Here is a 25,814-nt window from a genome sequence, read left to right as displayed (position 1 = left end):
GACTGGGTTCCGGCCTTCGCCGGAATGACGAAAATGAGAAAGGTTGAAAAAATGTCCTACGAATCCATCCGCGTCACCCGTGACGGCCCGCTGCTGACCATCACCCTCAACCGCCCCGAACGCCTTAACGCCATGGCCCCGGAAATGGCCGATGAAATCGGGCTGGCGTTTTATGATCTTGGGGACGCGCGCGCGGTGCTGATTACGGGAGAGGGCAAGGGTTTTTGTTCGGGCGCGGATTTGTCTGCGCGCGGTGATAACAGCGTGGTGACGGGCAAGGGCGGTAGCCACAAGGCGCTGAACAATCACTATAACCCCGCGATCAGCCATCTGATCCGCGCGAGCGTGCCGGTGATCTGCGCTGTGAACGGCCCGGCGGCTGGTGTCGGCTGTTCGCTGGCGTTGGCGGCGGATTTTACCATCGCCGCGAAGAGCGCCTATTTCCTCCAAGCCTTCGTCAATATCGGTCTTGTCCCCGATGGCGGATCGACCTGGCTGCTCACCCGCGCCATCGGCCGCGCCCGCGCCACCCGCATGATGATGCTGGGCGAGAAAATCGGGGCGGAACAGGCCGAGGAATGGGGCCTGATCTACAAATGCGTCGATGATGCCGACCTGATGACCGATGCCCGCGCGCTCGCGACCAAACTGGCGAACGGCCCGACGATTGCCTACGCCCAGATGAAACGCAACATCGCAGTCGCGCTCGACACCAACCTGCAAATGGTGCTGTTAGCCGAGGCAGAAGCGCAGCGCGTTGCTGGCGGCACAGCCGATGCAACGGAAGGCGGGATGTCGTTCCTCCAGAAACGCAAACCGGAATTCAAGGGGGAGTAGGCCTCCCCCACTTCGTCACCCTGAACTTGTTTCAGGGTCCATTTTGCCCCACCAGCCTTGGCCGGATGCCGCGCCATGGATGCTGAAACAAGTTCAGCATGACGGGATTGTATAGACATGACCCAAAAACTCACCCTCGCTGACTGGAAAGCCCTCGCCGATAAAGAGGTGAAAGGCCGCGACCTTACGTGGCAAACGCCCGAAGGTTTCGGCATAAAACCGCTCTACACAGCGGAGGATCATGCCGGGTTCGACCCCGGCCTGCCCGGCTTCGCGCCCTTCACGCGCGGGGTGAAAGCCTCGATGTATGCGGGCCGTCCGTGGACGATCCGGCAATATGCGGGCTTTTCCACCGCCGAGGAATCCAACGCCTTCTACCGCCGCAATCTGGCGATGGGGCAAAAGGGCCTTTCGGTGGCCTTCGACCTTGCCACCCACCGTGGGTATGACAGCGATCACCCGCGCGTGGTCGGCGATGTCGGTAAGGCGGGGGTGGCGATTGATACGGTCGCGGATATGCAGATTCTGTTCGACCAGATCCCGCTCGATGCGATGAGCGTCAGCATGACCATGAACGGCGCGGTGATCCCGGTGCTGGCGTTCTTCATCGTCGCAGCCGAACGTCAGGGTGTGGCGCAGGATAAGCTTGAGGGCACGATCCAGAACGACATTCTTAAGGAATTCATGGTCCGCAACACCTATATCTACCCGCCCGAACCTTCGATGCGGATCATTGCGGACATCATCGCCTATACCTCGACCAACATGCCAAAATTCAATTCGATTTCGATTTCGGGCTACCATATGCACGAAGCCGGGGCGACGGCGGTGCAGGAACTCGCCTTCACCATCGCTGATGGCAAGGAATATGCGCAAAAGGCGATGGCGGCGGGGCTGGATATTGATGCCTTCGCGGGCCGCCTCAGCTTCTTCTTCGGCATCGGCATGAACTTCTTCATGGAAATCGCCAAACTGCGCGCCGCGCGCACGCTGTGGTATCGCGTTATGGACGGGTTGGGGGCGAAGGACGAACGTAGCAAGATGCTGCGCACTCACTGCCAGACTAGCGGCGTCAGCTTGCAGGAGCAGGACCCCTACAACAACGTCATCCGCACCACGGTGGAGGCAATGGCGGCGGTGCTGGGCGGCACGCAGTCGCTCCACACCAATGCGCTCGATGAAGCCATCGCGCTCCCCACCGATTTCAGCGCCCGGATCGCGCGCAACACCCAGCTGGTGCTGCAAGAGGAAAGCGGCATCTGCAATGTGGTCGATCCGCTCGGCGGCTCGCACTATATCGAGGCGCTGACCGCGACGCTGGTGGCAGAGGCCGAGGCGATGATGGCCGATGTGGACGCCGCAGGCGGCATGACCGCCTATGTCGCGACTGGCGCGCCCAAGGCCGCGATTGAACGCGCGGCGGCGGAAAAGCAGACCCGCGTGGACAAGGGCGAGACGGTGATCGTCGGGGTCAACAAATATCGCAAAGACAGCGAAGACCCGATGGAGACGCTGGAGGTCGATAACCAGAAGGTGCGCACCGGCCAGATTGCGCGGCTCGCCAAGGTGCGCGAAGGGCGCGACGAGGCGGCGTGCAGGGCGGCCTTGGCGGCGCTGACGGCGGGCTGCGCTGCGGGCGAGAACGTGCTGGCCCTCGCCGTCGAAGCCGCCCGCCACGATGCCACTTTGGGCGAGATTTCCTCGGCGATGGAAGAGGTGTTCGGCCGCCACGATGCCACGCCTGCGCCGGTCAGCGGCGTTTACAAGAGCGCCTACGAATTCGACCGCCGATGGGCGCAAGTGACGGACGGCGTCGAAGCCGTGGGCCGCCGCTTGGGCCGCGCGCCGCGCATCATGATCGCCAAGATGGGCCAGGACGGGCACGACCGCGGTGCGAATGTGATCGCGTCGGCGTTTTCCGACATGGGCTTCGATGTGATCAGCGGCCCGCTGTTCCAGACGCCTGAAGAAAGCGCCGCTATGGCGCTGGAGAAGGACGTCGACGTGGTCGGCGCGTCTTCGCTGGCGGCAGGCCACAAGACCCTGATCCCCGAACTGATCCGGCTCCTGCGCGAAGCCGGGCGCGGCGACATTAAGGTGACGGCAGGCGGCGTGATCCCGCCACAGGACTACGATTATTTGCGCGAGGCGGGGGTGCAGGGGATCTACGGCCCCGGCAGCAACGTGGTCGAATGCGCGGCGGATATTCTGGTGCTGCTCGGCCACAACATGCCGCCGCCCGGAGACTTGGGGGGCGAGGGGCTGGACGATGCAGCGGAGTAGGGTCGTTCTACTCCCTCGTCATTGCGAGCGAAGCGAAGCAATCCAGCTTCTGACGTCGCGCCGCGAGGATACGGCGGTATCTGGATTGCCGCGTCGCCTGCGGCTCCTCGCAACGACGAAGGAGGTAGTGGAGTGATGGGTCGTTTCGTTCGTTTGGTCTCGATTGGTTTTGCAATCTTTTCAGTCCTGTTCTGGTTGACCGTGCAGGGGATTATTGGAATCCAGCAGCAGATCACGGGAAACGTCGAGCCATCAAAATGGGGAATTTGGCTGTCCGGCTCGCTGCCGGCAATTATCTACGCGGTGATATGCGTCTTCGTGTTTCATTGGTTTGCGCGGAAAATCATCAAGAAGGTCGGTGAAGCATCAAATGACTGAAATCCGCACCACCTGGACCCGCGCCGAAATCGCGGCCCTCTTCGACCTGCCCTTCACCGAGTTGCTGTTTCAGGCCGCCACCATACACCGCGCGCACCACCCCGCCACCGAGGTCCAGCTGTGCACCCTGCTCAGCATCAAGACCGGCGGGTGTCCTGAGGACTGCGGCTATTGCTCGCAATCGGTGAAGGCGGACTCCGGCGTCGAAGCCACCAAGCTGATGGACGTGCAGGCCGTGCTGCAGCGTGCGGCGCAGGCGAAGGATGCGGGCTCGCAGCGCTTCTGCATGGGCGCGGCGTGGCGCAATCCCAAGGACCGCGACATGCCCGCGATCGTGGAGATCGTGAAGGGCGTAGCCGACATGGGGCTCGAGACCTGCATGACGCTGGGGATGCTCGAACCGCATCAGGCCGAAATGCTCGCCGAGGCGGGGCTCGATTACTACAATCACAACATCGACAGCAGCCCCGAATATTACGAGCGCGTGATTTCCACCCGCGATTTCCAGTGCCGATTGGATACGCTCGATCACGTGCGCAAGGCGGGGATCAATGTCTGCTCCGGCGGGATCGTCGGCATGGGTGAGACGCGCGAGGATCGGGTGGGTTTCATCCACACGCTTGCCACCCTGCCGCAGCATCCCGAAAGCGTGCCGGTCAACGCGCTGGTGCCGGTGAAGGGCACGGTGCTGGGCGATATGTTAGCGGACACCCCGCTCGCCAAAATCGACGATATCGAGTTCGTCCGCACGGTCGCCGTCGCGCGGATCACCATGCCGCGTTCGATGGTGCGGCTGTCGGCGGGGCGCGAATCGATGTCCGAGGCGACTCAGGCGCTGTGCTTCCTTGCAGGCGCGAATTCGATCTTCACCGGCGACAAGCTGCTGACCGCACCCAATGCGGGTGACGACAGCGATGGCGCGCTGTTTGCCAAACTGGGGCTGACCGCGCTCAAGGGTGAGGAACCTGCACGGGCATGCAAGGCGGCGGTGGTGGGGGCGTGAACCCGCGCCCATCCGTCGCCCCGGACTTGATCCGGGGTCCCGCTTCCTTCGGGCACGTGGGGACAAAGATAGCGGGATGCCGGATCAAGTCCGGCAAGACGGATTAGGGTGAGTTTGGGTTTCTCCGTCGATACCCTGCTCCCCAAGGCGCGCGGGGGTGGGCAGTTGCGCATGGGGCTGGTCAAGCTGGAGGAGCGCGATTGGCTCCAGCCTGCGCCTGACCTTGCGGCGCGGGCAGAAGGCTTTGCGCAATGGCCGCAGGGCGTGCAACTCACCCCCGAGGCTCACGCGCCGGGCCGCGAGCTGGCGGCGATGCTCGGCACCCAAGGCGCGCTGCCCGAAGCTGCGCTCGCCACCCACGAAGACCTGTGCCTGCTCACCAAGCGCCAAGGCGAGGAGGTGTATCGCCTGATCGGTGCGGCGGTCGCATGGCCATCGGACTGGCACCCGGCGGACAAAATCGGCCTGCCCCTGCGCGCGCTCCATGCGCCCATCGCGGGCTATGAGGAGCAACTCGCCACCGGGGTCGACCGCTTCATGGCAACCCTGCGCCCCGGCCCGATCTATGCCCGCTGCAACTGGTTCATCGCCGCGACGGGAGAACGCCGCTGGCTGCCCGACCGCCCGCCGCAAGAGGCCTTCGCCCATGTCACGCCCGAGAACGCTGGCGAAACCCTGTTTGTCCGCTCCGAACGCCAGACGCTGCGGCGGCTGCCGCAGACGGGCGCGATCCTGTTCGGCATCGGCATTTACGTTGAGCCGCTCGGCAACCTCTCCCCCGCCAATATCGCCATGCTTGGGAAGGCGGTGCAAACCCTCGTCAGCGGGGAGGGTGACAGGCGCGGCGCGCCCGCCTACGCTGATAGCCTGATCGGTTTTGCCCAAAGGAACGCGCCATGATCGCCGCGCTGCTACTCCCGCTGTTCGCGCAAGCCGCTGAAGCCCCCGTGCCCGGTTGGAGCTGCGATGATCCGATCATGCAGCAGGAAATGAACTGGTGCGCCGCGCGCGATTTCGAAGTCGCGGATGAACGCCTCAATGCGCAGTGGCCGATCACCGCCGCCGCAATGAAGGCCCGCGATGCCGCATTTGTGGCCCACGGTGCGGGTGAACGCGACACCCGCGAAGGCTATTTCGAAAGCCTGCTCGAATCCCAGCGCGGCTGGCTGCGCTACCGCGACGCGCATTGCCGGGTTGAGGGGTACTATGCACGCGGCGGCAGCCTGGAACCATTGCTGATATCCACCTGCAAGGCGCGGCTCACCCGGATGCGCACCGATCAATTGCGCGAACTGGTCGAAACCGAGGGTTGAAGCCTCAAATCCGCTAGCTTGCAGGCTGCGCCATCAGGCGGCATAGCCCGGTGACAAGATAACGCGTTTGTACGAGAGGTTCCGCCGTGTTTTCGAAAATCCTGATTGCCAACCGTGGCGAGATCGCCTGCCGGGTCATTACCACCGCCCGGAAAATGGGGATCAAGACCGTCGCGGTCTATTCCGATGCCGATGCCCGCGCGCCGTTTGTGGCTATGGCTGACGAGGCGGTGCATATCGGGCCTTCGCCTGCTGCTGAATCGTATCTGATCGCGGAACGGATCATCGCCGCAGCCAAGCAGACCGGGGCCGAGGCCGTGCATCCCGGCTATGGCTTCCTGTCCGAACGCACATCTTTCGCTGAGGCGCTGGCGAAGGAAGGCATCGCCTTCATCGGCCCTCCCGTGGGCGCAATCGCCGCGATGGGCGACAAGATCGAAAGCAAGAAACTGGCGATGCAGGCGGGCGTCAATGTCGTCCCCGGCTTTGTCGGCGAGATTGACGATACCGAGCACGCGGTGCGGATTTCGGACGAGATCGGCTATCCGGTGATGATGAAGGCCAGCGCCGGCGGCGGGGGCAAGGGAATGCGGCTCGCCTATTCCGAGGCCGACGTGCGCGAAGGCTTTGAAAGCGTGAAGCGCGAAGGCCTTAATTCCTTCGGCGATGACCGCGTGTTCATCGAGAAATTCATCCTCAACCCGCGCCACATCGAAATCCAGATTCTGGGCGATCAGCACGGCAATATCCTTTACCTGAACGAGCGCGAATGCTCGATCCAGCGCCGCCACCAGAAGGTGGTTGAAGAAGCCCCGTCGCCGTTTGTCACGCCAAAAATGCGCAAGGCGATGGGCGAGCAATGCGTCGCCTTGGCACGCGCGGTGGGGTATTATTCGGCGGGCACGGTCGAACTGATCGTCAGCGGCGCCGACCCGAGCGGGGAGAGTTTCTACTTCCTCGAAATGAACACGCGTTTGCAGGTCGAACACCCTGTGACCGAAGCAATCACCGGGATTGATCTGGTCGAACAGATGATCCGCGTCGCTTACGGCGAAAAGCTCAGCATGACGCAGGATGATATCGGGATTGACGGCTGGGCGATTGAAAACCGCGTCTATGCCGAAGACCCCTATCGCGGGTTCCTGCCCTCGACCGGGCGGCTGGTGCACTATTCGCCGCCGCTGCCCGGATGGAGCGAAGATGAAACCGTCGCAGGCAAGGCGCGGCGCGGGGTGGCGCGCGGCAATGGCTCGGTGCGAGTTGACGACGGCGTATACGAAGGCGGCGAGGTGTCGATGTTCTACGACCCGATGATCGCCAAGCTGATTACATGGGCACCCACCCGCGACGAAGCAGCCGATTTGCAGATCGAGGCGCTCGACAATTTCCGCATCAAGGGGCTGGGGCACAATGTCGATTTTTTGAGCGCGATCATGCAGCACCCGCGCTTTCGTGCGGGCGAGTTGACGACGGGCTTCATCGCCGAGGAATATCCTGATGGCTTCCACGGGGCCGCGACTTCGCAGGATTTCCGCCGCATCCTCGCCGCCGTGTGTGCGGGTAACGAATTCAGCCTGCAGGCGCGCGCGCGGCACATTTCGGGCCAGCTTGACGGGCCGTTGCCGGTCTCCGGCGAATGGTTGGTGAAGCTGGGAGATGAGCGGTTCGAGGTGGTTCTGGGCGATGGCCATGCCATGGTTGACGGGGTGCGGGTGGACGGCACCTGCGACTGGTTGCCCGGCATGGTGGAAGCGACTGCCACCGGCAAGGTGGGGGATGGCGATGAAGTCCGCTTTGGCCTGATCGTCGATCGGATCGGCAACCGCTGGAAGGTCACGACGCGCGGCGCGGCGCATACTGCACTGGTGCTGCCGCTGCGGCTGGCGCGGCACGAATCGCTGATGATCGAAAAGGTGCCGCCCGATCTGTCGCGCTTCCTGATCTGCCCGATGCCGGGGATGCTGGTGAAGCTGCACGTGGCGGCAGGCGAAACGGTGCAGCCGGGTCAGCCGCTCGCTACGGTCGAAGCGATGAAGATGGAAAACATCCTGCGCGCCGAAAAGGAAGGCGTGATAGCGAAGATCAACGCAGCAGAAGGCGAAAGCCTAGCGGTCGACGCGGTGATTCTGGAGTTGGAGTAGCACCAGCTTCCTGCGGGCGGGGGCGAGTGAATCCGCAGCCGTTGATTGCGCATATTCGCGGGCTTGTTGCAACCAAGGCTCCCCCGCATCGCCTGCATGATGGTAATAGCGGGGCAACCCCGCATCTTGCATCAATAGGAGGCTAAGGCCTGATGGCTGGAATTGACACAGAGGCGATGTTTCACCCGCTCGGCATGGCGGTGCTGACCATTTCGGATAGCCGCAGTCTGGCAACCGATACCTCGGGCGCGCTGCTGTGCGATCGCTTGCAGGCTGCGGGGCACCGGCTGATCGACCGCGCGATTGTGAGGGATGAGATCGCTGATATCCGCGCGCAGTTGCAAGATTGGCTCTCGCGTCCGCAGATCGAAATTATCCTCACCACCGGCGGCACCGGCTTTTCTCCGCGCGACAACACCCCCGAAGCGGTCAAGCCGTTGCTGCGCCGCGAGATGGACGGATTTTCCGTCGCGTTCCACAACAAGAGCCTGACCAGCGTGGGCGTCGCCACCATGCAATCACGCGCCTTTGCCGGGCAGGCGGGCGATGCCTTTATCTTCTGCGTGCCGGGATCGACGGGGGCGTGCCGCGATGCGTGGGATGGATTGCTCGAACTGGAATTCGACAGTCGCCACAAGCCGTGCTCGATTGCGGGGGCATTGCCGCGCCTCAGGGTCGTTTGCGCGTGATCAGCGTTGATGAAGCACTGGCCCTGCTCGAAGGTGCGGTCACGCCGCTCGCAAGCGTGGAAATGCCGCTGGCCGAGGGGGCGGGCCGCGTGCTCGCCGCGCCGCTGATCGCCCGCAGCACCTACCCGCGCACCGCGACGGCCGCGATGGATGGTTATGCGGTCACGGATGCGGCCACGCGCCCCGGTGCGGTTCTGCGCGTCATCGGGGAGGCACGCGCGGGGGCGAGCTTCGCCAAGCCTGTCAGGCCGGGTGAGGCTGTGCGCATCTTTACCGGCGCGCCGATGCCAGCGGGCACCGATCGCTGCATCATGCAGGAATACGCCAGCCGCGAAGGCGATGACGTGTGCTTTGCCGATGGCTATGGCCCCGGCGGGCACGTGCGCGCGGCCGGAAGCGACATTTGCGAAGGCGATATCCTGTTACCAGCGGGCACCCGCCTTACCCCGCGCGCGATGATTGCTGCGGCGGCTGCCGACCGGGCGAGCGTCACCGTTGCCGCACGGCCCAGCGTGGCAATCATCGGCACCGGTGATGAATTGGCACCGCCGGGCATGGCGCATCTGCGGGCCGATGCCATTCCCGAAAGTGTGACCTTCGGCGTGGCTGCCATGGCGGAACGGGCAGGGGGCAGGGTGGTCGCCCGGATGATCGGGCAGGACAGTCTGCCAGCGCTTGAACAACTGGCCGGGGAGATGTTGCAACAGGCCGATGTGGTGATTGTCACCGGCGGCGCTTCGGTGGGCGAGCGCGATTTTGCCAAGCCGATGTTCGAAGCGCACGGATTGGAAGTGCTGTTTTCCAAGGTCGCCCTGAAGCCGGGCAAGCCGGTGTGGCTGGGGCGGGCAAAGGGCAAATGGGTGCTGGGCCTGCCCGGCAATCCGACCTCGGCAATGGTTACAGCGCGCCTGTTTCTGGTGCCGCTGCTGGCGGGTTTGCAGGGGCAATGCTTGCGCGAAACCTTGGCTTGGCGGACAATTCCGCTGGCGGCCAGTATCACCGCCACCGGCGATCGTGAGACTTTCCTTCGTGCGCGCTGGGGCGAGGCGGGGCTGGAACCGATCACCAATCAGGATAGCGGCGCGCAGGCGGCGCTGGCGCGGGCCGACTGGCTAATCCGCCGTCCGCCCGGCTCCCCCGCAGCGGAAGCGGGCGATCCGGTAATGGCGCTCGATTTCTGAAACATATTGCGACCGCGTCCATACGTCGCACGCTCGCGGTCGCCCCGGCAGCGATCACCGCGGCCTGTTTCCGCGAAGGCGAGCGAACCTTCAGCCTCGACACGGTCGAGAAACTCATCGATCCCTGCCGCCATCCAGAAACAGGCGATGCGCGGCGCAACCCGCGTGCGAAGCCAGCGATCATGCGGTAAGCCCGCGTAACACCAGCGCGCCGAGATGTTGACACATCACGCGCTGGACATGCTCGAATGCCGCACGGACTTAACGAAGGGTCGATGAGTCAGGCGCATCGAACCTTGGGGTTAATCTGCATCCCTGCATTTTGGCGGGCCGCCTTTGCTCGCGGACACTTCGATCAGGTCTTCGAGAAACAGGCTGGAAAGCGCATGGCGGGATGAGACCCCCGCCTTGGCGTAGATTGACGTCAACTGCGCCCTTACTGTCCCTTCGGCAACTTGCCGCAGTTCGGCGATTTCGGTTGTCTCGAAGCCTTTGAGCGCAAACAGAGCGACTTCGGTTTCGGCTTCGCTCAGACGCCATGCGTAAAACCGGCTGGCCATGATCTCGGCGACTGCGCCGCGCGCAACCTGCAGGGCCTGTTCGTTGCGCTGTGCGATCTCGATCATCCGCCGGGTTTGCCACGCCCCCAATGCCACCCCGGCCAATAAGGCCAGCGCGATCAGCACTTCGGCAAGGATGTGCAGACCCCATTCTTCCGACGCGATATCAACCGCTGCGTCGGCAATGAAGAACACAGCCGCAATCGCCTGAACCACCACGATCGCGCCAACCACCGCGATCCGGTGGTCGCCGCGTTGCGGGGTTGGTTTGAGGGTGCTGGTCACTTTCCTCCTGGCAGCATCGCGGTGAGCGTGCGCTTGCCACTGCGCACGGTTTCGAAGGCCACGCCGCCAATATGCAGCGCAATGAGCAGATAGAGAAGGTTGACGGCAACTTCATGCACTTCTTCGAACAATTCTGTGGCCGCGCTTTCCTCGCCTTTGCTGCTGTCGGCGGCTTCGCGGTATTCATCCGAAACGAAATCGGCAGGGCTGACTGATGCGTCGATGGCAGGCGGCGCTCCGGCCATGCCGATACCGCTGGCGATAATCACCGCAAGGCAGGCCCACAGCGCATAGGCCATCAACGCCCCCAACGGGTTATGCGATTTGTGGATTTCGTGGCGGCCCGCCCTGATGTCACCAATATGCTCAAATGCCTTGGCCGGGTTGGGCGTGAACGAACTGAACCGCGCGGCGTATGGGCCGATAAAGCCCCATAAGATGCGCAGGCCCAGCAACGCCGCCAGAATATAGCCGGCATAGATATGCGCGATCGAACCTTCGCCAACGATCAGCGCATTGACCACCACCACCGCAGCCACGCCCCAGTGGGTGATTTTTACCAGCGGATCCCAGCGGCGGGTCGGGGTGTGTACGGTCATCACAGGTTCCTTTGCAGTCGGTTGCAAAGGAAACCTGAACGCTACCCGCGCCCGCTTCCATTGGAGCGGCGCTTAGATGGTGCCAATAAGCAGGTGCTTATGCCGCCAGAGCGATCAGTCAAACCCCACAAACCGCGCGGCTTCGTCAACGCTTTTGCGCAAGGACACGACGGCGTTGGCGGGGAAATCCGGGTCGGGCCAGCCCATTGCGACGGCTTTCATGATTACCTGATCGTCGGGGATGCCCGCGTGTTCGCGCACGACCGGGCTTTGCATGATGCCCTGGCTGTTGATCACGCAGCCCAGACCCCGGCTCCACGCCGCGTTGACCAGCGCGGTTGTTACCGCGCCGCAATCAAACGCGGTATCATCGCTGCCGGACAATTCGCGGTCGTAGGTGACGATCACGCAGACCGGCGCGTCGAACTGGCGGAAGCCGCGCAGCACCCAGTCCTGCCGGGCGGGTTTATCATCGCGTTCAATCCCCATTGCGCCGAACAATTGCTTGGCAACCTCAACCTGCCGGTCGCGGTGGACGCCTGCGAATGGCTCCCCCCGGCGAAATTCGCGGCTGTCGGGCTCGCCCGCCAAAATCCGTTCGGTATTGCCGCGCCGGATGCGGCCCAATGGCTCGCCGGTGATGACATGGAAATGCCACGGCTGGGTGTTCATTGACGATGGCGAGCGCATCGCGAGGGCAAGCACTTCCTCGATCAGCGCGCGCGGCACCGGCTTGTCGAGATAGCCGCGAATGCTGCGGCGGCCGAGAACGACCTCGGCGTAAGTCTGATCTGGCGTCCCGCTCACTATATTCTCCCGAATCTGATCGGGAGAGTGCCTAGCCCAGCCGCGCGGCGCGTCAAAGGACGTTACGGCACGGCGCGGGCGGGATTACGCCGCCTCGGCCAGTTCCAGCTCCAGCCTGTCCCAGATTTCCACCAGCGCGCTCGTCAACTCGTCCATCATCGGCTCGCTGTGATGCGGCCCGGGTGTGAAGCGCAGGCGTTCGGTGCCGCGCGGCACGGTGGGGAAGTTGATCGGCTGCACATAGACGCCGTATTCGGCCAGCAGGATATCGCTGATCTTTTTGGCGCGCACCGGATCGCCCACCATCAGCGGGACGATATGGGTGACAGAATCCATCACCGGCAGGCCAGCCTCGGCGAATTTCAGCTTGAGCATCGCGGCGGCGCGCATCTGCGCGTTGCGCTCGACGTTGCTCTCTTTCAGGTGCCGCACCGATGCCAGCACGCCCGCCACCAGCACAGGCGATAGCGAGGTGGTGAAGATGAAGCCCGGCGCATAGGAGCGGATGCAGTCGATCACCTTGGTGCTCGCCGCGATATAGCCGCCCATCACCCCGAACGCCTTGCCCAGCGTGCCTTCGATAATGTCGATCCGGTGCGCGGCGTTATCACGTTCGGAAATCCCGCCGCCGCGCGGCCCATACATCCCGACCGCGTGAACTTCATCGATATAGGTGAGCGCGTTGTATTTATCCGCCAGATCGCAGATCGCGTGGATCGGGGCGACATCGCCATCCATCGAATAAACGCTTTCAAACGCGATCAGTTTGGGCGTGTCAGGGTCTTCGGCGGCGAGCAGCATTTCCAGATGCGTGACATCATTGTGCCGGAATACCCGTTTCTCGCAGCCCGAATTGCGGATCCCTGCGATCATGCTGGCGTGGTTCAGCTCGTCCGAGAAAATCACGCAGCCCGGCAGCAACCGCGCCAGCGTGGACAGCGTCGCATCGTTCGAGACATAGCCCGAGGTGAAAAGCAGCGCGCCGTCCTTGCCGTGCAGGTCGGCCAGTTCGCGTTCCAGCTCGATATGCAGATGGGTGTTGCCGCCGATATTGCGGGTGCCGCCCGACCCTGCGCCAACATCGTGCAGCGCGGTTTCCATCGCGGCGATCACCTTTTCGTGCTGGCCCATGCACAGATAGTCGTTGGAACACCACACCGTGATCGGTTTCGGCCCGTTGTGCCCGTGGAAACAGCGCGCGTTGGGATAGGCGCCCTTGTTCCGCATGATGTCGATAAAGACCCGGTAGCGGCCTTCTTCGTGCAAGCGGTCAATCGCCTGGTCGAAAATCTGATCGTAATTCACACGCGGCTCTTTGTGTTGCGGGCGGTGCGGATGGATGATCCGTCCCGCCCATTGTTCCGAACGTTTGCGTTCATAACCCACAAGTGGAGTAAATGTTTCGCGGGTTTTTAGGTCAGGGTAATCGGTTTTGCCACCACGATCTTTGCGAGCGTTTCGCAAGGGAATCGGCGGTGTTCAGAACGCCTCCGCAGCGCCGAACCCGCGTGCCGTGAGCGCGGCCTCCAGCCCGGCTGCGCCTGAGAGCGGCCCGGTGGTGATAAAGCGATTGGGGCCGCTCGCGGCGAAATCCTGTCCTTTAAGCAGGTCTGCGATGCGCCGCGCGATGCCCTGCGCGCCGTCAACCTGTGCCACTTGGTCGCCAAACGCGGCAGCGAGTTCATCGGCCAGTAGCGGAAAGTGCGTGCAGGCGAGCACCAACGTATCGATCCTATCGCCGCCGGGCATCGCCGCAAGCCGCGCGCGAATGTCCGCGATCAATGCCGGATCGACACCGTGCCCGCGCAGTTTCGCTTCAGCCGCAGCGACCAGGCCGGGGGCGGCGATGCGCAGCAACCGCGTGCCATTGCCAAACCGTGCCTCCAGATCATCGACATAGGCCTGGCGGATGGTCGCGTCAGTGCCGATCAGGCCGATGGTGCCGGTTTTGGTGAGCGCAGCGGCGGGCTTGATCGCGGGCACCGTGCCCACCACCGGAATCTCCAGCACATCGCGCACCATGCCCAGCGCGATGGTGCTGGCGGTGTTGCAGGCAATACAGGCGAGGCGCGGCTGGTATCGTTCCGCCATCCGCCCCAGCAGGCCAGAAACCCGCGCGGCAATCTGCGCCTCGGTCTTGGTGCCATAGGGCAGGCCGGCCAGATCAGCGGCGTAAATCACCGGGGCGTGGGGCAGGACTTTGCGCAAGGCATCATAAACCGACAGTCCGCCAACACCGGAATCGAACAGCAGGATGGGGGAGGATGGCACGAAAATCCTTATTACCGTTCACCCTGAGCTTGTCGAAGGGTCGTTCTTGCTACTATCGCAGCATTAGAAGAAAATACGATGCTTCGACAAGCTCGGCATGAGCGGGATGAGGACTTATGGAATTGTTTTTCGCCGCTTTGCTGGGCTTTGCGCTTGGCTCCGTCCCGTTTGGCCTGATCCTGACCCGCGCAGCGGGGCTTGGCGATGTGCGCAATATCGGCAGCGGCAGCATCGGCGCGACCAATGTGCTGCGCACCGGGAACAAGGGGCTGGCAGCGGCAACCGTGCTGCTGGACGCGGCCAAGGCGGCGGTGCCGGTGTTGGTGGCGGGGCATTTCTGGCCGGGGACGGAAGGTATCGCAGCTGTCGCGGCGGTGGCGGGGCATTGCTTCACCCCGTGGCTGGCGTTCAAGGGCGGCAAGGGGTTCGCCAGCGCGGCGGGCGCGTTGCTGGCGCTGGCGTGGCCCGCAATGCTGGCCTGCGCCGCGATCTGGGCCGCGACGCTGTATCTCAGCCGGATATCCTCGGTATCGTCGATGGTGACGGTGATTGCCGCGCCGGTTGCGGCGTGGGCACTGGGCTATCCGCAGGTCATCGTCCCGCTGCTGGCGATCGCCGCCATCGTGCTGGTGCAGCACCGCGCCAATATCGGACGGTTGATGCGCGGTGAGGAGCCGCGGGTGGGGAAGAAAACGCCGTGAATTCCCGCGAAGGCGGGAACCTCCTGCGACTTTGCGTGAACTCGAAGGAGGTCCCCGCCTGCGCGGGGAATCGCAGATGGTTGAATTGACCCAAACCGAAGCCTTTGCGCGGATTCGCCTGCTGCGTTCGCCCAATATCGGCCCGGTCAGCTATCGCCAATTGATCGCGCGGTTCGGCAAAGCGGCAGCGGCGCTGGATGCCTTGCCCGATCTCGCCAGCAGGGGGCGCGGGCCGTATCGCCCTGCACCTGCCGACAGCATCGAGCGTGAGGTGGCGGCGGTGCGCAAGGCGGGTGCGCGTTACCTGTTCCACGATCAGAGCGATTATCCTGCTTTGCTGGCCGAACTCGATTCTGCTCCGCCGATCCTCACCTGCCGGGGAAAGCTGGCACTCGCATCGCAGCCTTGCGTTGCGTTGGTCGGGGCGCGCAATGCCAGCGCGGCAGCGGTGAAGCTGGCGCGTGATTTTGGTGCGGCCTTGGCGGAGGCGGGGTTCACCGTCGTCTCCGGCCTCGCTCGCGGTATCGACGGCGCGGCGCACGAAGGCGCGCTGGGCCACCACACTCGCGCCACCATCGGGGTGATCGCCAGCGGGATCGACATCGCCTATCCGCCGCAGCACGAAGCCTTGCAGGAACGCATCGCGGCAGAGGCGCTGCTGATCGCCGAACAACCCCCCGGCACCGAGCCACGCGGGCGGCATTTCCCTTCGCGCAACCGCATCATCGCTGGCCTCGCATCCGGCACGCTGGTGATCGAGGCCGCGCCGCAATCGGGCAGCCTCATTACAGCGCGGCTGGCGGGTGAGGCGGGGCGTGAGGTGATGGCGATCCCCGGCTCCCCGCTCGATGCGCGCGCGCTGGGGTGCAACCAGTTGATCCGCGAAGGCGCAGTGCTGGTGCAGACGCCCGATGAGGTGGTGGAACTGCTCCAAAGCTTCACCGGCGCGCCGCGATCCCGCTTTCGGGTGAGTGAAGGCGCAGCGGATTTCGACTATGCCGAACTGGCTGAGGCCGCGTGGGATGCGGCCAGCACCGACGCCATCGCCGCGCTGCTTTCCAACGCGCCGGTCAGCGTTGACGAGCTGATCCGCCAATCGGGCAGCGGCGCGGCGGCGGTGCACATGGCGCTGCTCGAACTCGAACTGACGGGCGATCTGGCGCGCGAAGCGGGCGGGCTGGTGCGGCGGGCGGGGTAAGCTCCCTCTTGCACAACCCGCTTGACGCCGTATGAGGCCGCGCTCCACCCTCGCGCGTACACACGTAAGGGACACCTCGGCACTATCATGCAGCTTGTCATCGTTGAATCGCCCGCCAAGGCGAAGACTATCGAGAAATATCTGGGCAAGGACTTCAAGGTTCTCGCCTCCTACGGCCACGTCCGCGATCTGCCGCCCAAGGATGGCAGCGTAAATCCGGACGCCGATTTCGCGATGGAGTGGGAACTTTACCGCGACAAGCAGAGCCGGTTCAAGGAAATCGCCGATGCGGCCAAGGGCGCAAGCCGGCTTGTGCTGGCGACTGACCCTGATCGCGAGGGCGAGGCGATCAGCTGGCACGTTCTGGAGCTGCTGAAGAAGCGCAAAAGCGTGCCGTCGCTGGTTGACCGCGTCACCTTTAACGCGATCACCAAAACCGCCGTGACCGAAGCGATGGCGAAACCGCGCGAGCTCGATCAGCCGTTGATTGACGCTTATCTCGCCCGCCGCGCGCTCGATTACCTGTTCGGCTTTACCCTCTCGCCGGTGCTGTGGCGCAAGCTGCCCGGCGCGAAAAGCGCGGGCCGGGTGCAATCGGTCGCGCTGCGCCTGATCGTCGAGCGTGAGCGCGAGATCGAGGCATTTCGTGCGGATGAATACTGGAGCGTCGTTGCACGGATGATGCACGATGGCACCGAGTTTGATGCCCGCCTCGTCAAGTTCCGCGGAGAGAAGCTGGAGAAGCTGAGCCTCGGCGCATCCGGCATTGCCATGGAAGCTAAGGCCGCGGTTGAAGCAGGGCGCTTCACCGTCGAAGGCGTCGAAACCAAGCCGCTCAAACGCAATCCCGCGCCGCCGTTCACCACTTCGACGCTGCAACAGGAGGCTGCGCGCAAGCTGGGTTTCTCGGCGCAGCACACCATGCGGCTGGCGCAATCGCTGTATGAAGCGGGCGCGATCACCTATATGCGGACCGACGGCGTGCAGATGGATATGAGCGCGATTATGGCCGCGCGCGATGCCATCGCCGCGCGTTTCAGCGAAGATTACCGCCCCGAAAAGCCGCGTTTCTACAGCACCAAGGCAAAGAACGCGCAGGAAGCGCACGAGGCGATCCGCCCGACCGATTTCACCCGCGAACGCGCTGCGAGCGGTGACGAGGGCAAGCTGTATGACCTGATCTTCAAACGCGCGATGGCGAGCCAGATGGCGACCGCGCAGTTGGAACGCACCACCGTCACCTTCCGCGATGCGACCGGGCAGCACGAGTTGCGCGCCACCGGGCAGGTGGTGCGCTTCCCCGGCTTCCTTGCGGTTTATCAGGAAAGTTTCGACGATAGCGATGACGAGGACGGCAGCCTGCTTCCCGTGATGAAATCGGGCGATTGCCCGGCCAAGCGCGCCGTCGATGCGACCCAGCATTTCACCCAGCCGCCGCCGCGCTTTTCCGAAGCGTCGCTGGTCAAACGCCTCGAAGAACTCGGCATCGGGCGGCCATCGACCTATGCCTCGACCATCCAGACCCTGCGCGACCGGGCCTATGTGCGGATGGAGAAGAACCGCTTCTTCGCCGAAGAATCCGGCCGCTTGCTGACCGCCTTTCTCGAACGGTTCTTCCCCACCTATGTCGCCTATGATTTCACCGCCGGCATGGAGGATGAACTCGACATCGTTTCCGATGGGCGCGAGGATTACAAGGCGGTGCTCGCGCGGTTCTGGAAGGATTTCAAGCCCAAGGCCGACGAGGTGATGGAGAAGCTGCCCTCGGAAGTGACCGAGGCATTGGACGAATACCTCTCAGACTTCCTGTTCCCCCCGAGCGAAGACGGCAGCGACCCGCGCGCCTGCCCGCTTTGCGCCAGCGAAGGCCGCGCCAATGGCCGCCTGTCCTTGCGCGGTGGCAAGTTCGGCGCGTTTGTGGCCTGTGTGAACTACCCCGAATGCAAGTTTACCCGCCGCTTTGCTCAGCCGGGCGGCGAGGGCGCGGACGGCGCGGATGATGGCGTGATGGGCCAGCACCCCGAAACCGGCGAAGATATTCATCGCAAGACCGGACGCTTCGGCCCTTACGTTCAGATGGGTGAGGGCAAGGACGCCAAACGCGCCAGCATCCCCAAGGATCTCGACGATTTCGACCTCGATTGGGCAGTCAAACTGCTCGACCTGCCGCGCATTGTCGGCGCGCACCCTGACACCGGCAAGGAAATCGAAGCCAATATCGGGCGTTATGGCCCCTATCTCCGCCACGATGGCAAATACGGAAAGCTGACCAATACCCGCGAGGTGTTCGAAGTCGGTATGAACCGCGCGGTTGATCTGTTGGCACAGGCCGCCAACCGGGGCGCAGGCACCCGCGCTGCGTCCGAACCCATCGCCACACTTGGCGCGCATCCCACCAGCGGGGGCGAGATCAAGGTGATGCCGGGTCGCTATGGCCCCTATGTCACCGACGGCACCACCAACGCCACGATTCCCAAAGACACAAAGCCCGAAGATGTGACGATTGACGCCGCCATCGCCCTTATCGACGCGCGCATTGCCAAAGGCCCGCCAGCCAAAAAGGGCAGGAAAAAAGCCGCCCCGAAAAAGGCTGCCGCCAAAAAGCCCGCCGCGAAGAAAACGCCTGCAAAAAAGAAAGCCCCTGCCAAAAAGAAAGCGGCTCCGGCGACGGATTGATGCGGGCGCGGGCGGCCATCACTGCCTTTCGCGCCGCGTTGGTAAATCATAAAGCTTTGCGACCTATCACCGAGTCCCAGGACCAGGGACCGCACCGTGATAGAAATCGAAGTCCAGAACGAAACCCACCAGACGCAGGATCGCATCCGCTTTGCTGCGGTGCCGCGTATCGGTGAGGGCATCCGCCTGCGCGCGCCCGACGGAATGTGGGCGAGCTACGATGTGCTCGACGTGTGGTATCAGAAGGCCGAGTTCGGCGATGTGTGGATGCCTTACCTGCATATCCGCATGACCCCGGGCGAGGGTGTCGGCACGCTCGACGAAGAAGATCCCTACTCCGATGATTTCGCCGCGCGTGGCCATGAAGCCGGGTTCGCGACGCTGGGCGGGGGGCGATGAACGTGCAAAATCTGATCAAGCGCAATTCCGGCCCCAACCGCCGCACCGGCATCGAAGGCAAGACGCTGGCTGAAAAGCTGGCACAGGGCGAGGCCGCGCGGGAAGCCGCCCCGGTCGCCGCGCAGCATGACGAAATGCAATCCCGCGCACCCACCGCGCCGATGGCGGGCGCTGACGACACCGATTCAATCGTCGCTGCGGCCAAGGCGATGCGCGATCGCTATGCGGGCTCCGCCGCGCCAGCCGCAACGGCCAAAACCTGTCTGATCGTCGATGACAGCCGCGTGATTCGCAAGGTTTCCTCCAAAATCGCGCTTAGCCTCGGCTATGTTCCGATCGAGGCGGAAAACGGCGAAGAAGCATTGGCGCGCTGCAAGAAATCGATGCCCGATCTGGTGCTGACCGATTGGAACATGCCGGAAATGGACGGGATCGAGTTCGTGGAGAAACTCCGCGCCATCCCCACGCCCAAGGAACCGGTGGTGGTGTTCTGCACATCGAACGGCGAGGCCAAGGACATTCATGATGGCATCGCCGCAGGGGCCGACGATTACATCGTCAAGCCGTTCGACGAGGCCGCGCTGAAGGCCAAGCTTGAAAAGCTGGCGCGGGGGTAACTCATCACCATTCGTCACCCCGGCGCAGGCCGGGGCCCAGTGCGGAAAACAGCCGACCTATCTAGCTGCGCCGGGATAACGAACCATCGCCATTGCGAAGACACCGGGCTTGATCCGGGGGACGCGGCAATCCGTGAACTCCCATCAATGCCGCATCGGGGTTAGCGGTTTCCAACAATCGGCAAGCCGCGACATTTGTAATTTTGAACAATAAAATGCAGGCTGGGCTTAGGAGAAAACCAATGACCACCACCCAAGTCCACGTCCGCAAATCCGCGCTGAGCGACGCCGTGTTAGCCGAACTGCCCTTCGCACCCCTTGCTGAAGGCGCGGTTCGGCTGGCGGTCGAAAGTTTCTCGGTCACCGCCAACAACATCACCTATGCCGTGGTGGGTGACGGGTTCAAATACTGGGATTTCTTCCCCGCACCCGATGGGTTCGGCATTGTTCCGATGTGGGGCCATGCGCGGGTGATCGAAAGCCGCCATCCCGATTTTACGCTGGGTGAGCGGGTCTATGGCTACCTGCCGATGGCCAGCCACCTTGATGTATTGCCGGGCAGGGTGAGCGCGGGCGGCTTTCTCGACACAACCGATTATCGCCAGCCGATGAGCCCGGTTTACAACAGCTATACGCGGCTTGCGGCTGATCCCGAACATGATCCGGCGCACGAAGGCGAGCGCATGATCTTTGGCCCGTTGTTCCGTACCGGGTTCCTGATCGAATATTTCCTGCGGGCGCAAGGGTGGTTCGGGGCGCAGCAGTTGCTCGTTACCAGCGCGTCGTCCAAAACCGCGATGGGGCTGGCTAGCGTGGCGCGGCAATTATCGCCGGGGGTGCGGCGCATCGGGCTGACATCGAACGGCAATGTTGCATTTGTCGCGGCGAGCGGGCTTTACGATCAGGTGGTCGCCTATGATGACCTTGAAAGCCTGCCGCGTGCATCCACGGTCAGCGTTGATTTTGCCGGCAATGCCGATCTGCTGGCGCGGTTGCACCGACACTTTGGCGAAAACCTCGCCCATTCCGCGCTGGTCGGCGCGACCCATGTTGAGGCCCGATCCACTCTGGGCGGCGGCGCGCCGTTACCGGGGCCAAAGCCCGCGCTGTTTTTCGCGCCCGATCACGCGGTTGCCTTTTTCAAGGCGCACGGGGCCGAGGAAGGTGGCAAGTTGGTCGCATCGGCGTGGCGCGAATTTCTTGCGGCAGCGGACGGTAGCATCGCGATTGAGCGCCACAAGGGCCTCGAAGCGGCGCGCGCGGTGTTCCTCGAAATGCTGGCGGGCAAGGTCGACCCGGCCAAGGGGATCGTGATCGAGCCTTAGATTAGCGGCGGATCACTCCGCCGCTTCGGCCAGTTCCACCTGCTGCGGCCCACGGATCAACCCGCCGGGGGTCGCGCCCGTCCACGCACCATCGCGGAACGTCACCATGCCGTTCTTGATGGTGCAGACATAGCCATCGGCCTTTTGCAGCAGCCGCTTTCCGCCAGCGGGCAGATCAAATGCCAGCCACGGCTTGCCGAGCTTCAACCGATCCATGTCGATCACGTTGAGATCGGCAAGATAGCCCGGCGCGATGACCCCGCGATCCTCCAGCCCGTAAAGCAGCGCCGTATCGCGGCATTGGCGCTTGATTGCCTGTTCCAGACCGATCCTTGCCCCCCGCTTGCGGCTTTTCACCCAATGTTCGAGCATGAAGGTGGGCGAGGCCGCATCGCAGATCGTCCCGCAATGCGCGCCGCCATCGGACAGCGAATTGACCGTGTCATCGGCGTGCTGGAGGGGCACAAGAAAATCGAGATTGCCATCGGCGTAGTTCAGGATTGGCAGGTAAATGAAGCCCTTGCCGTCATCACGACACAACAGGTCATAGGCATATTCCTGCGGATCAACCCCGGCGGCAGCGGCGCGGGCGTTGATGCTGGCATCGGCCTGCGGCTCGTAATCGAAATCGGGGTCCATTTCATATTGCAGCGCCCAGCCTTGGGAGATGACCATCACCACGCCAAGGATATCCTGCGGCGCGGCGGAGTAATCATTCGGTTCAGCGAGCAACCGCGCCTTGAACGCGGGATCGAGCAGTTTCGCCTTCTGCGCTTCCCACGGCAATTCCTTGATTTCCTGCCAGCTTGGGCGGAAGGCAAAGGGGTTCACCGTGCCCTGCCACGCCATGATGATGCCGTTCCCGCGCAGCGCGATCTGGGCGACGATATTGGCACCATTGTCGTTTTCGGCGCGCATCAGCGCGATTTGTTCGTCGAGCGGGATTTCCTTGGCGATCGATTGCAGCGCGGCGAAGGTGACGGGGATCCTGGCCTCGCGGCTGAGCTTGCCCATCCATTCGAACTCGTTCCATTCGCGTTTCAGGTCGCTCGCCATTTCGAACACCGCGTGGCCACCTGCTGCGGTAGCGCGTCCCATCGCCTTGCCGATCGCGATCAGTTCTTCGGGCGTAGCAGTGGTGCCGGGGACAAGCTCGCCATCAACCGATTTGTGCAGCACCGTGCGCGACGTGGAAAAGCCGAGCGCACCGGCGCGCACGCCTTCTTCGACAATGGCTGACATGGCGGCGATGTCGTCGGCCGTGGGCACGGCGCCCGGCTGTTCGCGTTCCCCCAACACATAGGCGCGCACCGCGCCGTGGGGCACGTGGGTGCCGATATCGACCGTGCGGGGGAGCTTTTCCAAGGCATCGAGATATTCGGGGAAGGTTTCCCAATCCCACGTCATCCCTTCGGCCAGCGCGGTGCCGGGAATGTCCTCCACCCCTTCCATCAGGCTGATCAGCCATTCGTGGCGGTCAGGCTTGGCGGGGGCAAAGCCGACTCCGCAATTGCCCATCACCACGGTTGTCACCCCGTGCCAGCTTGACGGGGCCATTTCTTGGTCCCAGGTCGCCTGCCCATCATAATGGGTGTGAATATCGACAAAACCGGGGGTGACGATCTTGCCGGTCGCGTCGATTTCCTGATCGGCGCTGCCCGCGATCTGCCCGACCGCAGCGATCAGCCCGTCTTTCACGGCAACATCGCCGACAAAGCCCGGTGCGCCGCTGCCATCAACGATGGTGCCGCCGCGGATGATCAGATCAAATTGCGCCATATTCTCTCTCCCGTTTGCGCGGGAGAATGTCGCAAAGCGGGCGTGCTGTCCAGCGGCGGGATTATGCCGCAGCCATCCGCCGCGCTTCCTTTTCCGTGTGAGGTTCATTCAGGAATGCACGGATCGCGGCGACGCTTTCATCGGCGTGGGTCAGCAGGAACAGATGCCCGCCGCCCGCGAATGTCACCAGCCGCGATTTGGGGATCATCGCTTTCAAAATCTTGCCGTTGATGACGGGCACTATCTGATCGTCCTCGCCCATCATGATCAGCGTTTCCTTGGACATGAAGGGCAGGGCGGGCAGGCTGGTCCAGCCGAGCATACACATCAGCTGATACATATACCCGCGCGGGGAAGGGGGCTTTAACCGGCCGATATGGCTGTCTTTCTGGTGTTCCGCCCCGTCCTTGTCGACCCCGCCATACAGCGTGGCGAAGTGTTCATTCATGAATTCGGGATCAATATAGCGGCGCGGATCGGCCATTTTGGTGAAGGCGGCGGGGTTGCCCGGCACCATCAGCATTCCCGGCGTGGTCGCAATCAGCGTCAGCCGCCGGGTGCGGCCGGGGTGCTGGAGCGCAAAGTGCTGCGCCAGCGCGCCGCCCCATGAAACGCCCATCACATCAACCTGATCAAGCCCATAGCGCCCCAGCAGCTGCGCCGCCGTCCAGCTCATGGTGAAGGGGTTGTAGGGGATCAGCGGATCGGGCGATTCGCCCGTGCCCGGCATATCGAACATGATGAAGCCGCGTTCGGGCATGGCTGCGGCGAGCGGGGCGACCGCTTCGATATTCGCGCCGATGCCGTTGAAGAACAGAACTGGCAGATGGTCCGACGGCATATCCAGCCGCCATGCCGCAACCCGTAGCGTCCGGCCGCCAACCTGTTCCATTGTGACGACAGCGCCGTCCATTGCATTGGCCACGAAAACCAGTCCTTTCTGTGCGCCTGCTGCGGCGCGGGTCAGGCGCGTTCGTCAATCCTTGAACGAGCGAGCCGATAATAATTTCGCGCCTGTGCTGCCCGTTAGGCAGCATTTGCGCTGCACCGCAATATCAGACTTCTTCGCGGACGTAGAGTCCCGGTGCCGGATCGGTTGGGGCATAGGCTTTGTTGCCCAGTTCGGTGGGTGCGGGCTTTTTCTTGCCCGAGCGCGCCTGCACCCATTCCATCCACAGCGGCCACCAGCTGCCTTTGACCTCTTCGGTGCCTTGCAGCCATTCATCCGCGGTGGCGGGCAGCTTGCCCTTTTTCGCCTGCACGAAATACTTGGCCTTGGGATTGGTCGGCGGGTTGAGGATCGCCTGCATATGCCCTGATTGGCTGAGTACGTAGGTCACATCCTTCGATCCGAACAGCTGGGTCGAACGATAGGTCGCCTTCCACGGGGTGATATGATCGGTCACCCCGCCAAGGATGAACAGATCGGATGTCACCTTGCTGAGATCGATCTTGTGATCGACCATCTCGACCTCGCCTTTCTTGGTGAAGGCGAGGGTTTCGTACACGGTGAGGAAATCGCCCATCAGGCTGGCGGAAAGGTTGGTGGCATCCGCATTCCAGAACAGCACGTCGAATGCTGGCGGATCGGCGCCGAGCAGGTAGTTGTTGATGACGTAGTTCCAGATCAGGTCGTTGGGGCGCAGCCATGCAAAGCCGCGCGCCAGATCATCGGCTTTGATCACACCGGCCTTGCTGGCGCGCTGGCGGGCGAGTTTCATGCCGTTTTCGCTGACCAGCGACCCGGCTTCGATGTCGGTTGCCTTCGGGTGCAGCACGCACACCATCAGCGTCAGCGTGCCGAGCAGGTCGGACTTTTCGGCGGCCAGCTTGCTCGCCACCATCGCGGCGGTCTGTCCGCCCGAACACCCGGCCGAAACATTGACCTTCTTCGCGCCCGTAATCGCTGCGACCGCCTCCATCGCTTCGCGGCAGGAATGGACGTAATCCGCCATGCCCCAGCGGCCCTGCTCCTTGGTCGGGTTGCGCCATGATATGACGAAGGTCTGGATGCCGTTATCGACCTGCCATTTCACCACCGACTTATCGGGGCTGAGGTCGTTGATATACATCTTGTTGATCTGCGGCGGGATGGTCAGCTGCGGGATTTCATACACTTCGTCGGTGGTGGGCGCGTAGTGGACCAGCTCCATCATTTCGGTGCGCAGCACGACCGCGCCTTTGGACGTTGCGACATTCTCGCCCAGCTTGAACGGGCGCTTGTCGACTTGGCTGACCATGCCCTTGTTGTGGACGATGTCGTGATAGGCGTTCTGTAACCCCTTGATGAGCGACAGGCCGCCTGAATCGATCACCCGTTTCTGCGCGGTCGGGTTGCCGGCCAGGGTGTTGGTGGGCGACAGGCCATCAAGGATGATGTTGGCGATGAAGTTGGCACGGTTGCGTTCCAGTTCATCCAGTTCCAGTTCGTCCAGCCAGCCCCGCATTCCTTTTTGCACCGCAAGGTAATATTGCGCCCCGGCGCGGAAAAACGGGTTGTAGGCCCAGGCCGGGTCCATGAACCGTTTGTCTTTGGGATCGGGCGCCAGTTCGCTCTTGCCGGTCAGAATCTTGACCATGTCCTGAGCCATCGCGGTAGAGTGGCGGATCAACCGGGTTGGATCGGATGCGGTTTCGCGCAGCAGCAGCGCAACCGCGCTGACGAAATCCTCGCGCGCCACACCGATCAGCGGGCCAAGCGCATTGGTGGACTGGGCTGCTTCGTTTTCGAGCTTCACTTCGCTGCGTGCCATAGGTTCCCCCGTGTCTGGC

General features: G+C 63.2%; 23 protein-coding genes. 15 read left to right on the top strand and 8 right to left on the bottom strand.

Features of this window, described 5'->3' with window-relative positions:
* Positions 1-51 precede the first annotated feature (51 nt).
* From ACSSV3_RS10125 to ACSSV3_RS10085, 9 genes are all read left to right on the top strand, one after another.
* Positions 52-837 carry an enoyl-CoA hydratase-related protein gene (locus tag ACSSV3_RS10125; protein WP_354324711.1) on the top strand — a complete coding sequence of 262 codons (786 nt, stop codon included), beginning with the start codon at positions 52-54 and terminating at the stop codon, positions 835-837.
* Positions 838-954: 117 nt separating this feature from the next.
* Positions 955-3,120 carry a methylmalonyl-CoA mutase gene (gene scpA / locus ACSSV3_RS10120; protein ID WP_354324713.1) on the top strand — a complete coding sequence of 722 codons (2,166 nt, stop codon included), beginning with the start codon at positions 955-957 and terminating at the stop codon, positions 3,118-3,120.
* Between the two features lie 132 nt (positions 3,121-3,252).
* Positions 3,253-3,498, top strand: a complete 246-nt coding sequence (locus tag ACSSV3_RS10115) for a hypothetical protein (RefSeq protein ID WP_454184798.1) — start codon at positions 3,253-3,255, stop codon at positions 3,496-3,498.
* Positions 3,491-4,501, top strand: coding sequence for a biotin synthase BioB (bioB, locus tag ACSSV3_RS10110; protein ID WP_354324717.1), 1,011 nt, complete (start codon positions 3,491-3,493; stop codon positions 4,499-4,501). Before ACSSV3_RS10115 ends, bioB begins: the two co-directional genes overlap by 8 nt.
* A 108-nt stretch (positions 4,502-4,609) precedes the next feature.
* Positions 4,610-5,401, top strand: coding sequence for a heme-dependent oxidative N-demethylase family protein (locus ACSSV3_RS10105; RefSeq protein ID WP_354324719.1), 792 nt, complete (start codon positions 4,610-4,612; stop codon positions 5,399-5,401).
* Positions 5,398-5,814 (top strand): lysozyme inhibitor LprI family protein, encoded by a 417-nt coding sequence (locus tag ACSSV3_RS10100; RefSeq protein ID WP_354324721.1) that lies wholly within the window; start codon positions 5,398-5,400, stop codon positions 5,812-5,814. The genes ACSSV3_RS10105 and ACSSV3_RS10100 overlap by 4 nt, the downstream gene beginning before the upstream one ends.
* A gap of 86 nt (positions 5,815-5,900) precedes the next feature.
* On the top strand, positions 5,901-7,955 hold the full coding sequence (locus ACSSV3_RS10095) for an acetyl/propionyl/methylcrotonyl-CoA carboxylase subunit alpha (RefSeq protein WP_354324723.1): 2,055 nt from the start codon (positions 5,901-5,903) through the stop codon (positions 7,953-7,955).
* Between the two features lie 152 nt (positions 7,956-8,107).
* Positions 8,108-8,644, top strand: coding sequence for a molybdenum cofactor synthesis domain-containing protein (locus ACSSV3_RS10090; RefSeq protein WP_354324725.1), 537 nt, complete (start codon positions 8,108-8,110; stop codon positions 8,642-8,644).
* Positions 8,641-9,825: a molybdopterin molybdotransferase MoeA gene (locus ACSSV3_RS10085; RefSeq protein WP_354324726.1), complete on the top strand. Its 1,185-nt coding sequence runs from the start codon at positions 8,641-8,643 to the stop codon at positions 9,823-9,825. Before ACSSV3_RS10090 ends, ACSSV3_RS10085 begins: the two co-directional genes overlap by 4 nt.
* A gap of 302 nt (positions 9,826-10,127) precedes the next feature.
* On the opposite strand, the gene ACSSV3_RS10080 is transcribed toward ACSSV3_RS10085, so the two are convergent.
* From ACSSV3_RS10080 to murI, 5 genes are all read right to left on the bottom strand, one after another.
* A complete protein-coding gene (locus ACSSV3_RS10080; protein ID WP_354324728.1) occupies positions 10,128-10,670 on the bottom strand; it encodes a helix-turn-helix transcriptional regulator in 543 nt (180 codons plus the stop codon).
* Positions 10,667-11,269, bottom strand: a complete 603-nt coding sequence (locus tag ACSSV3_RS10075) for a cytochrome b/b6 domain-containing protein (RefSeq protein WP_354324730.1) — start codon at positions 11,267-11,269, stop codon at positions 10,667-10,669. The genes ACSSV3_RS10080 and ACSSV3_RS10075 overlap by 4 nt, the downstream gene beginning before the upstream one ends.
* Before the next feature lie 114 nt (positions 11,270-11,383).
* Positions 11,384-12,076, bottom strand: a complete 693-nt coding sequence (locus ACSSV3_RS10070) for a nitroreductase (protein WP_354324731.1) — start codon at positions 12,074-12,076, stop codon at positions 11,384-11,386.
* Between the two features lie 84 nt (positions 12,077-12,160).
* A complete protein-coding gene (hemA, locus tag ACSSV3_RS10065) occupies positions 12,161-13,381 on the bottom strand; it encodes a 5-aminolevulinate synthase (RefSeq protein ID WP_354324973.1) in 1,221 nt (406 codons plus the stop codon).
* A 174-nt stretch (positions 13,382-13,555) separates the two neighbouring features.
* Positions 13,556-14,347, bottom strand: coding sequence for a glutamate racemase (murI, locus tag ACSSV3_RS10060; protein WP_354324732.1), 792 nt, complete (start codon positions 14,345-14,347; stop codon positions 13,556-13,558).
* Between the two features lie 116 nt (positions 14,348-14,463).
* Between murI and plsY the strand changes: the two genes are divergently transcribed.
* The 6 genes from plsY (at position 14,464) to ACSSV3_RS10030 (ending at position 21,263) form a co-directional block, all read left to right on the top strand.
* Positions 14,464-15,048: a glycerol-3-phosphate 1-O-acyltransferase PlsY gene (plsY, locus tag ACSSV3_RS10055; protein WP_354324734.1), complete on the top strand. Its 585-nt coding sequence runs from the start codon at positions 14,464-14,466 to the stop codon at positions 15,046-15,048.
* A gap of 76 nt (positions 15,049-15,124) precedes the next feature.
* A complete protein-coding gene (gene dprA, locus ACSSV3_RS10050) occupies positions 15,125-16,246 on the top strand; it encodes a DNA-processing protein DprA (protein WP_354324736.1) in 1,122 nt (373 codons plus the stop codon).
* Positions 16,247-16,333: 87 nt separating this feature from the next.
* Positions 16,334-18,922 carry a type I DNA topoisomerase gene (topA, locus tag ACSSV3_RS10045; RefSeq protein ID WP_354324738.1) on the top strand — a complete coding sequence of 863 codons (2,589 nt, stop codon included), beginning with the start codon at positions 16,334-16,336 and terminating at the stop codon, positions 18,920-18,922.
* Between the two features lie 96 nt (positions 18,923-19,018).
* Positions 19,019-19,321, top strand: a complete 303-nt coding sequence (locus ACSSV3_RS10040; protein ID WP_354324739.1) for a hypothetical protein — start codon at positions 19,019-19,021, stop codon at positions 19,319-19,321.
* A complete protein-coding gene (locus ACSSV3_RS10035; RefSeq protein ID WP_354324741.1) occupies positions 19,318-19,938 on the top strand; it encodes a response regulator in 621 nt (206 codons plus the stop codon). The genes ACSSV3_RS10040 and ACSSV3_RS10035 overlap by 4 nt, the downstream gene beginning before the upstream one ends.
* 242 nt (positions 19,939-20,180) lie before the next feature.
* The gene (locus tag ACSSV3_RS10030) at positions 20,181-21,263 is read left to right on the top strand and encodes a DUF2855 family protein (RefSeq protein WP_354324743.1); all 1,083 of its coding nucleotides are present in this window, start codon (positions 20,181-20,183) and stop codon (positions 21,261-21,263) included.
* A 12-nt stretch (positions 21,264-21,275) separates the two neighbouring features.
* Here the strand turns inward: ACSSV3_RS10030 and ACSSV3_RS10025 are convergent, their stop codons facing one another.
* The 3 genes from ACSSV3_RS10025 to ACSSV3_RS10015 form a co-directional block, all read right to left on the bottom strand.
* On the bottom strand, positions 21,276-23,042 hold the full coding sequence (locus tag ACSSV3_RS10025) for an N-acyl-D-amino-acid deacylase family protein (RefSeq protein ID WP_354324745.1): 1,767 nt from the start codon (positions 23,040-23,042) through the stop codon (positions 21,276-21,278).
* 61 nt (positions 23,043-23,103) lie between these two features.
* Positions 23,104-23,967 carry an alpha/beta fold hydrolase gene (locus ACSSV3_RS10020; RefSeq protein ID WP_354324747.1) on the bottom strand — a complete coding sequence of 288 codons (864 nt, stop codon included), beginning with the start codon at positions 23,965-23,967 and terminating at the stop codon, positions 23,104-23,106.
* 130 nt (positions 23,968-24,097) lie between these two features.
* Entirely contained in the window at positions 24,098-25,795 is a 1,698-nt protein-coding gene (locus tag ACSSV3_RS10015) for a PHA/PHB synthase family protein (protein ID WP_354324749.1), read from the bottom strand.
* Positions 25,796-25,814: the final 19 nt, after the last annotated feature.

It is taken from the genome of Porphyrobacter sp. MBR-49 (assembly GCF_053628655.1).
Note: the sequence above shows the minus strand (reverse complement) of the source record. Positions and strands in the feature narration are given on the sequence as shown.

Bases quoted from the DNA above. Each gene is read 5' to 3' on its own strand.
- bioB (WP_354324717.1), top strand. From the start codon at position 3,491: ATGACTGAAATCCGCACCACCTGGACCCGCGCCGAAATCGCGGCCCTC.
- ACSSV3_RS10035 (WP_354324741.1), top strand. From the start codon at position 19,318: ATGAACGTGCAAAATCTGATCAAGCGCAATTCCGGCCCCAACCGCCGC.
- ACSSV3_RS10015 (WP_354324749.1), bottom strand. From the start codon at position 25,795: ATGGCACGCAGCGAAGTGAAGCTCGAAAACGAAGCAGCCCAGTCCACC.
- ACSSV3_RS10075 (WP_354324730.1), bottom strand. From the start codon at position 11,269: ATGACCGTACACACCCCGACCCGCCGCTGGGATCCGCTGGTAAAAATC.
- ACSSV3_RS10025 (WP_354324745.1), bottom strand. From the start codon at position 23,042: ATGGCGCAATTTGATCTGATCATCCGCGGCGGCACCATCGTTGATGGC.
- topA (WP_354324738.1), top strand. From the start codon at position 16,334: ATGCAGCTTGTCATCGTTGAATCGCCCGCCAAGGCGAAGACTATCGAG.
- ACSSV3_RS10125 (WP_354324711.1), top strand. From the start codon at position 52: ATGTCCTACGAATCCATCCGCGTCACCCGTGACGGCCCGCTGCTGACC.
- ACSSV3_RS10100 (WP_354324721.1), top strand. From the start codon at position 5,398: ATGATCGCCGCGCTGCTACTCCCGCTGTTCGCGCAAGCCGCTGAAGCC.
- ACSSV3_RS10090 (WP_354324725.1), top strand. From the start codon at position 8,108: ATGGCTGGAATTGACACAGAGGCGATGTTTCACCCGCTCGGCATGGCG.
- ACSSV3_RS10030 (WP_354324743.1), top strand. From the start codon at position 20,181: ATGACCACCACCCAAGTCCACGTCCGCAAATCCGCGCTGAGCGACGCC.
- plsY (WP_354324734.1), top strand. From the start codon at position 14,464: ATGGAATTGTTTTTCGCCGCTTTGCTGGGCTTTGCGCTTGGCTCCGTC.
- dprA (WP_354324736.1), top strand. From the start codon at position 15,125: ATGGTTGAATTGACCCAAACCGAAGCCTTTGCGCGGATTCGCCTGCTG.
- scpA (WP_354324713.1), top strand. From the start codon at position 955: ATGACCCAAAAACTCACCCTCGCTGACTGGAAAGCCCTCGCCGATAAA.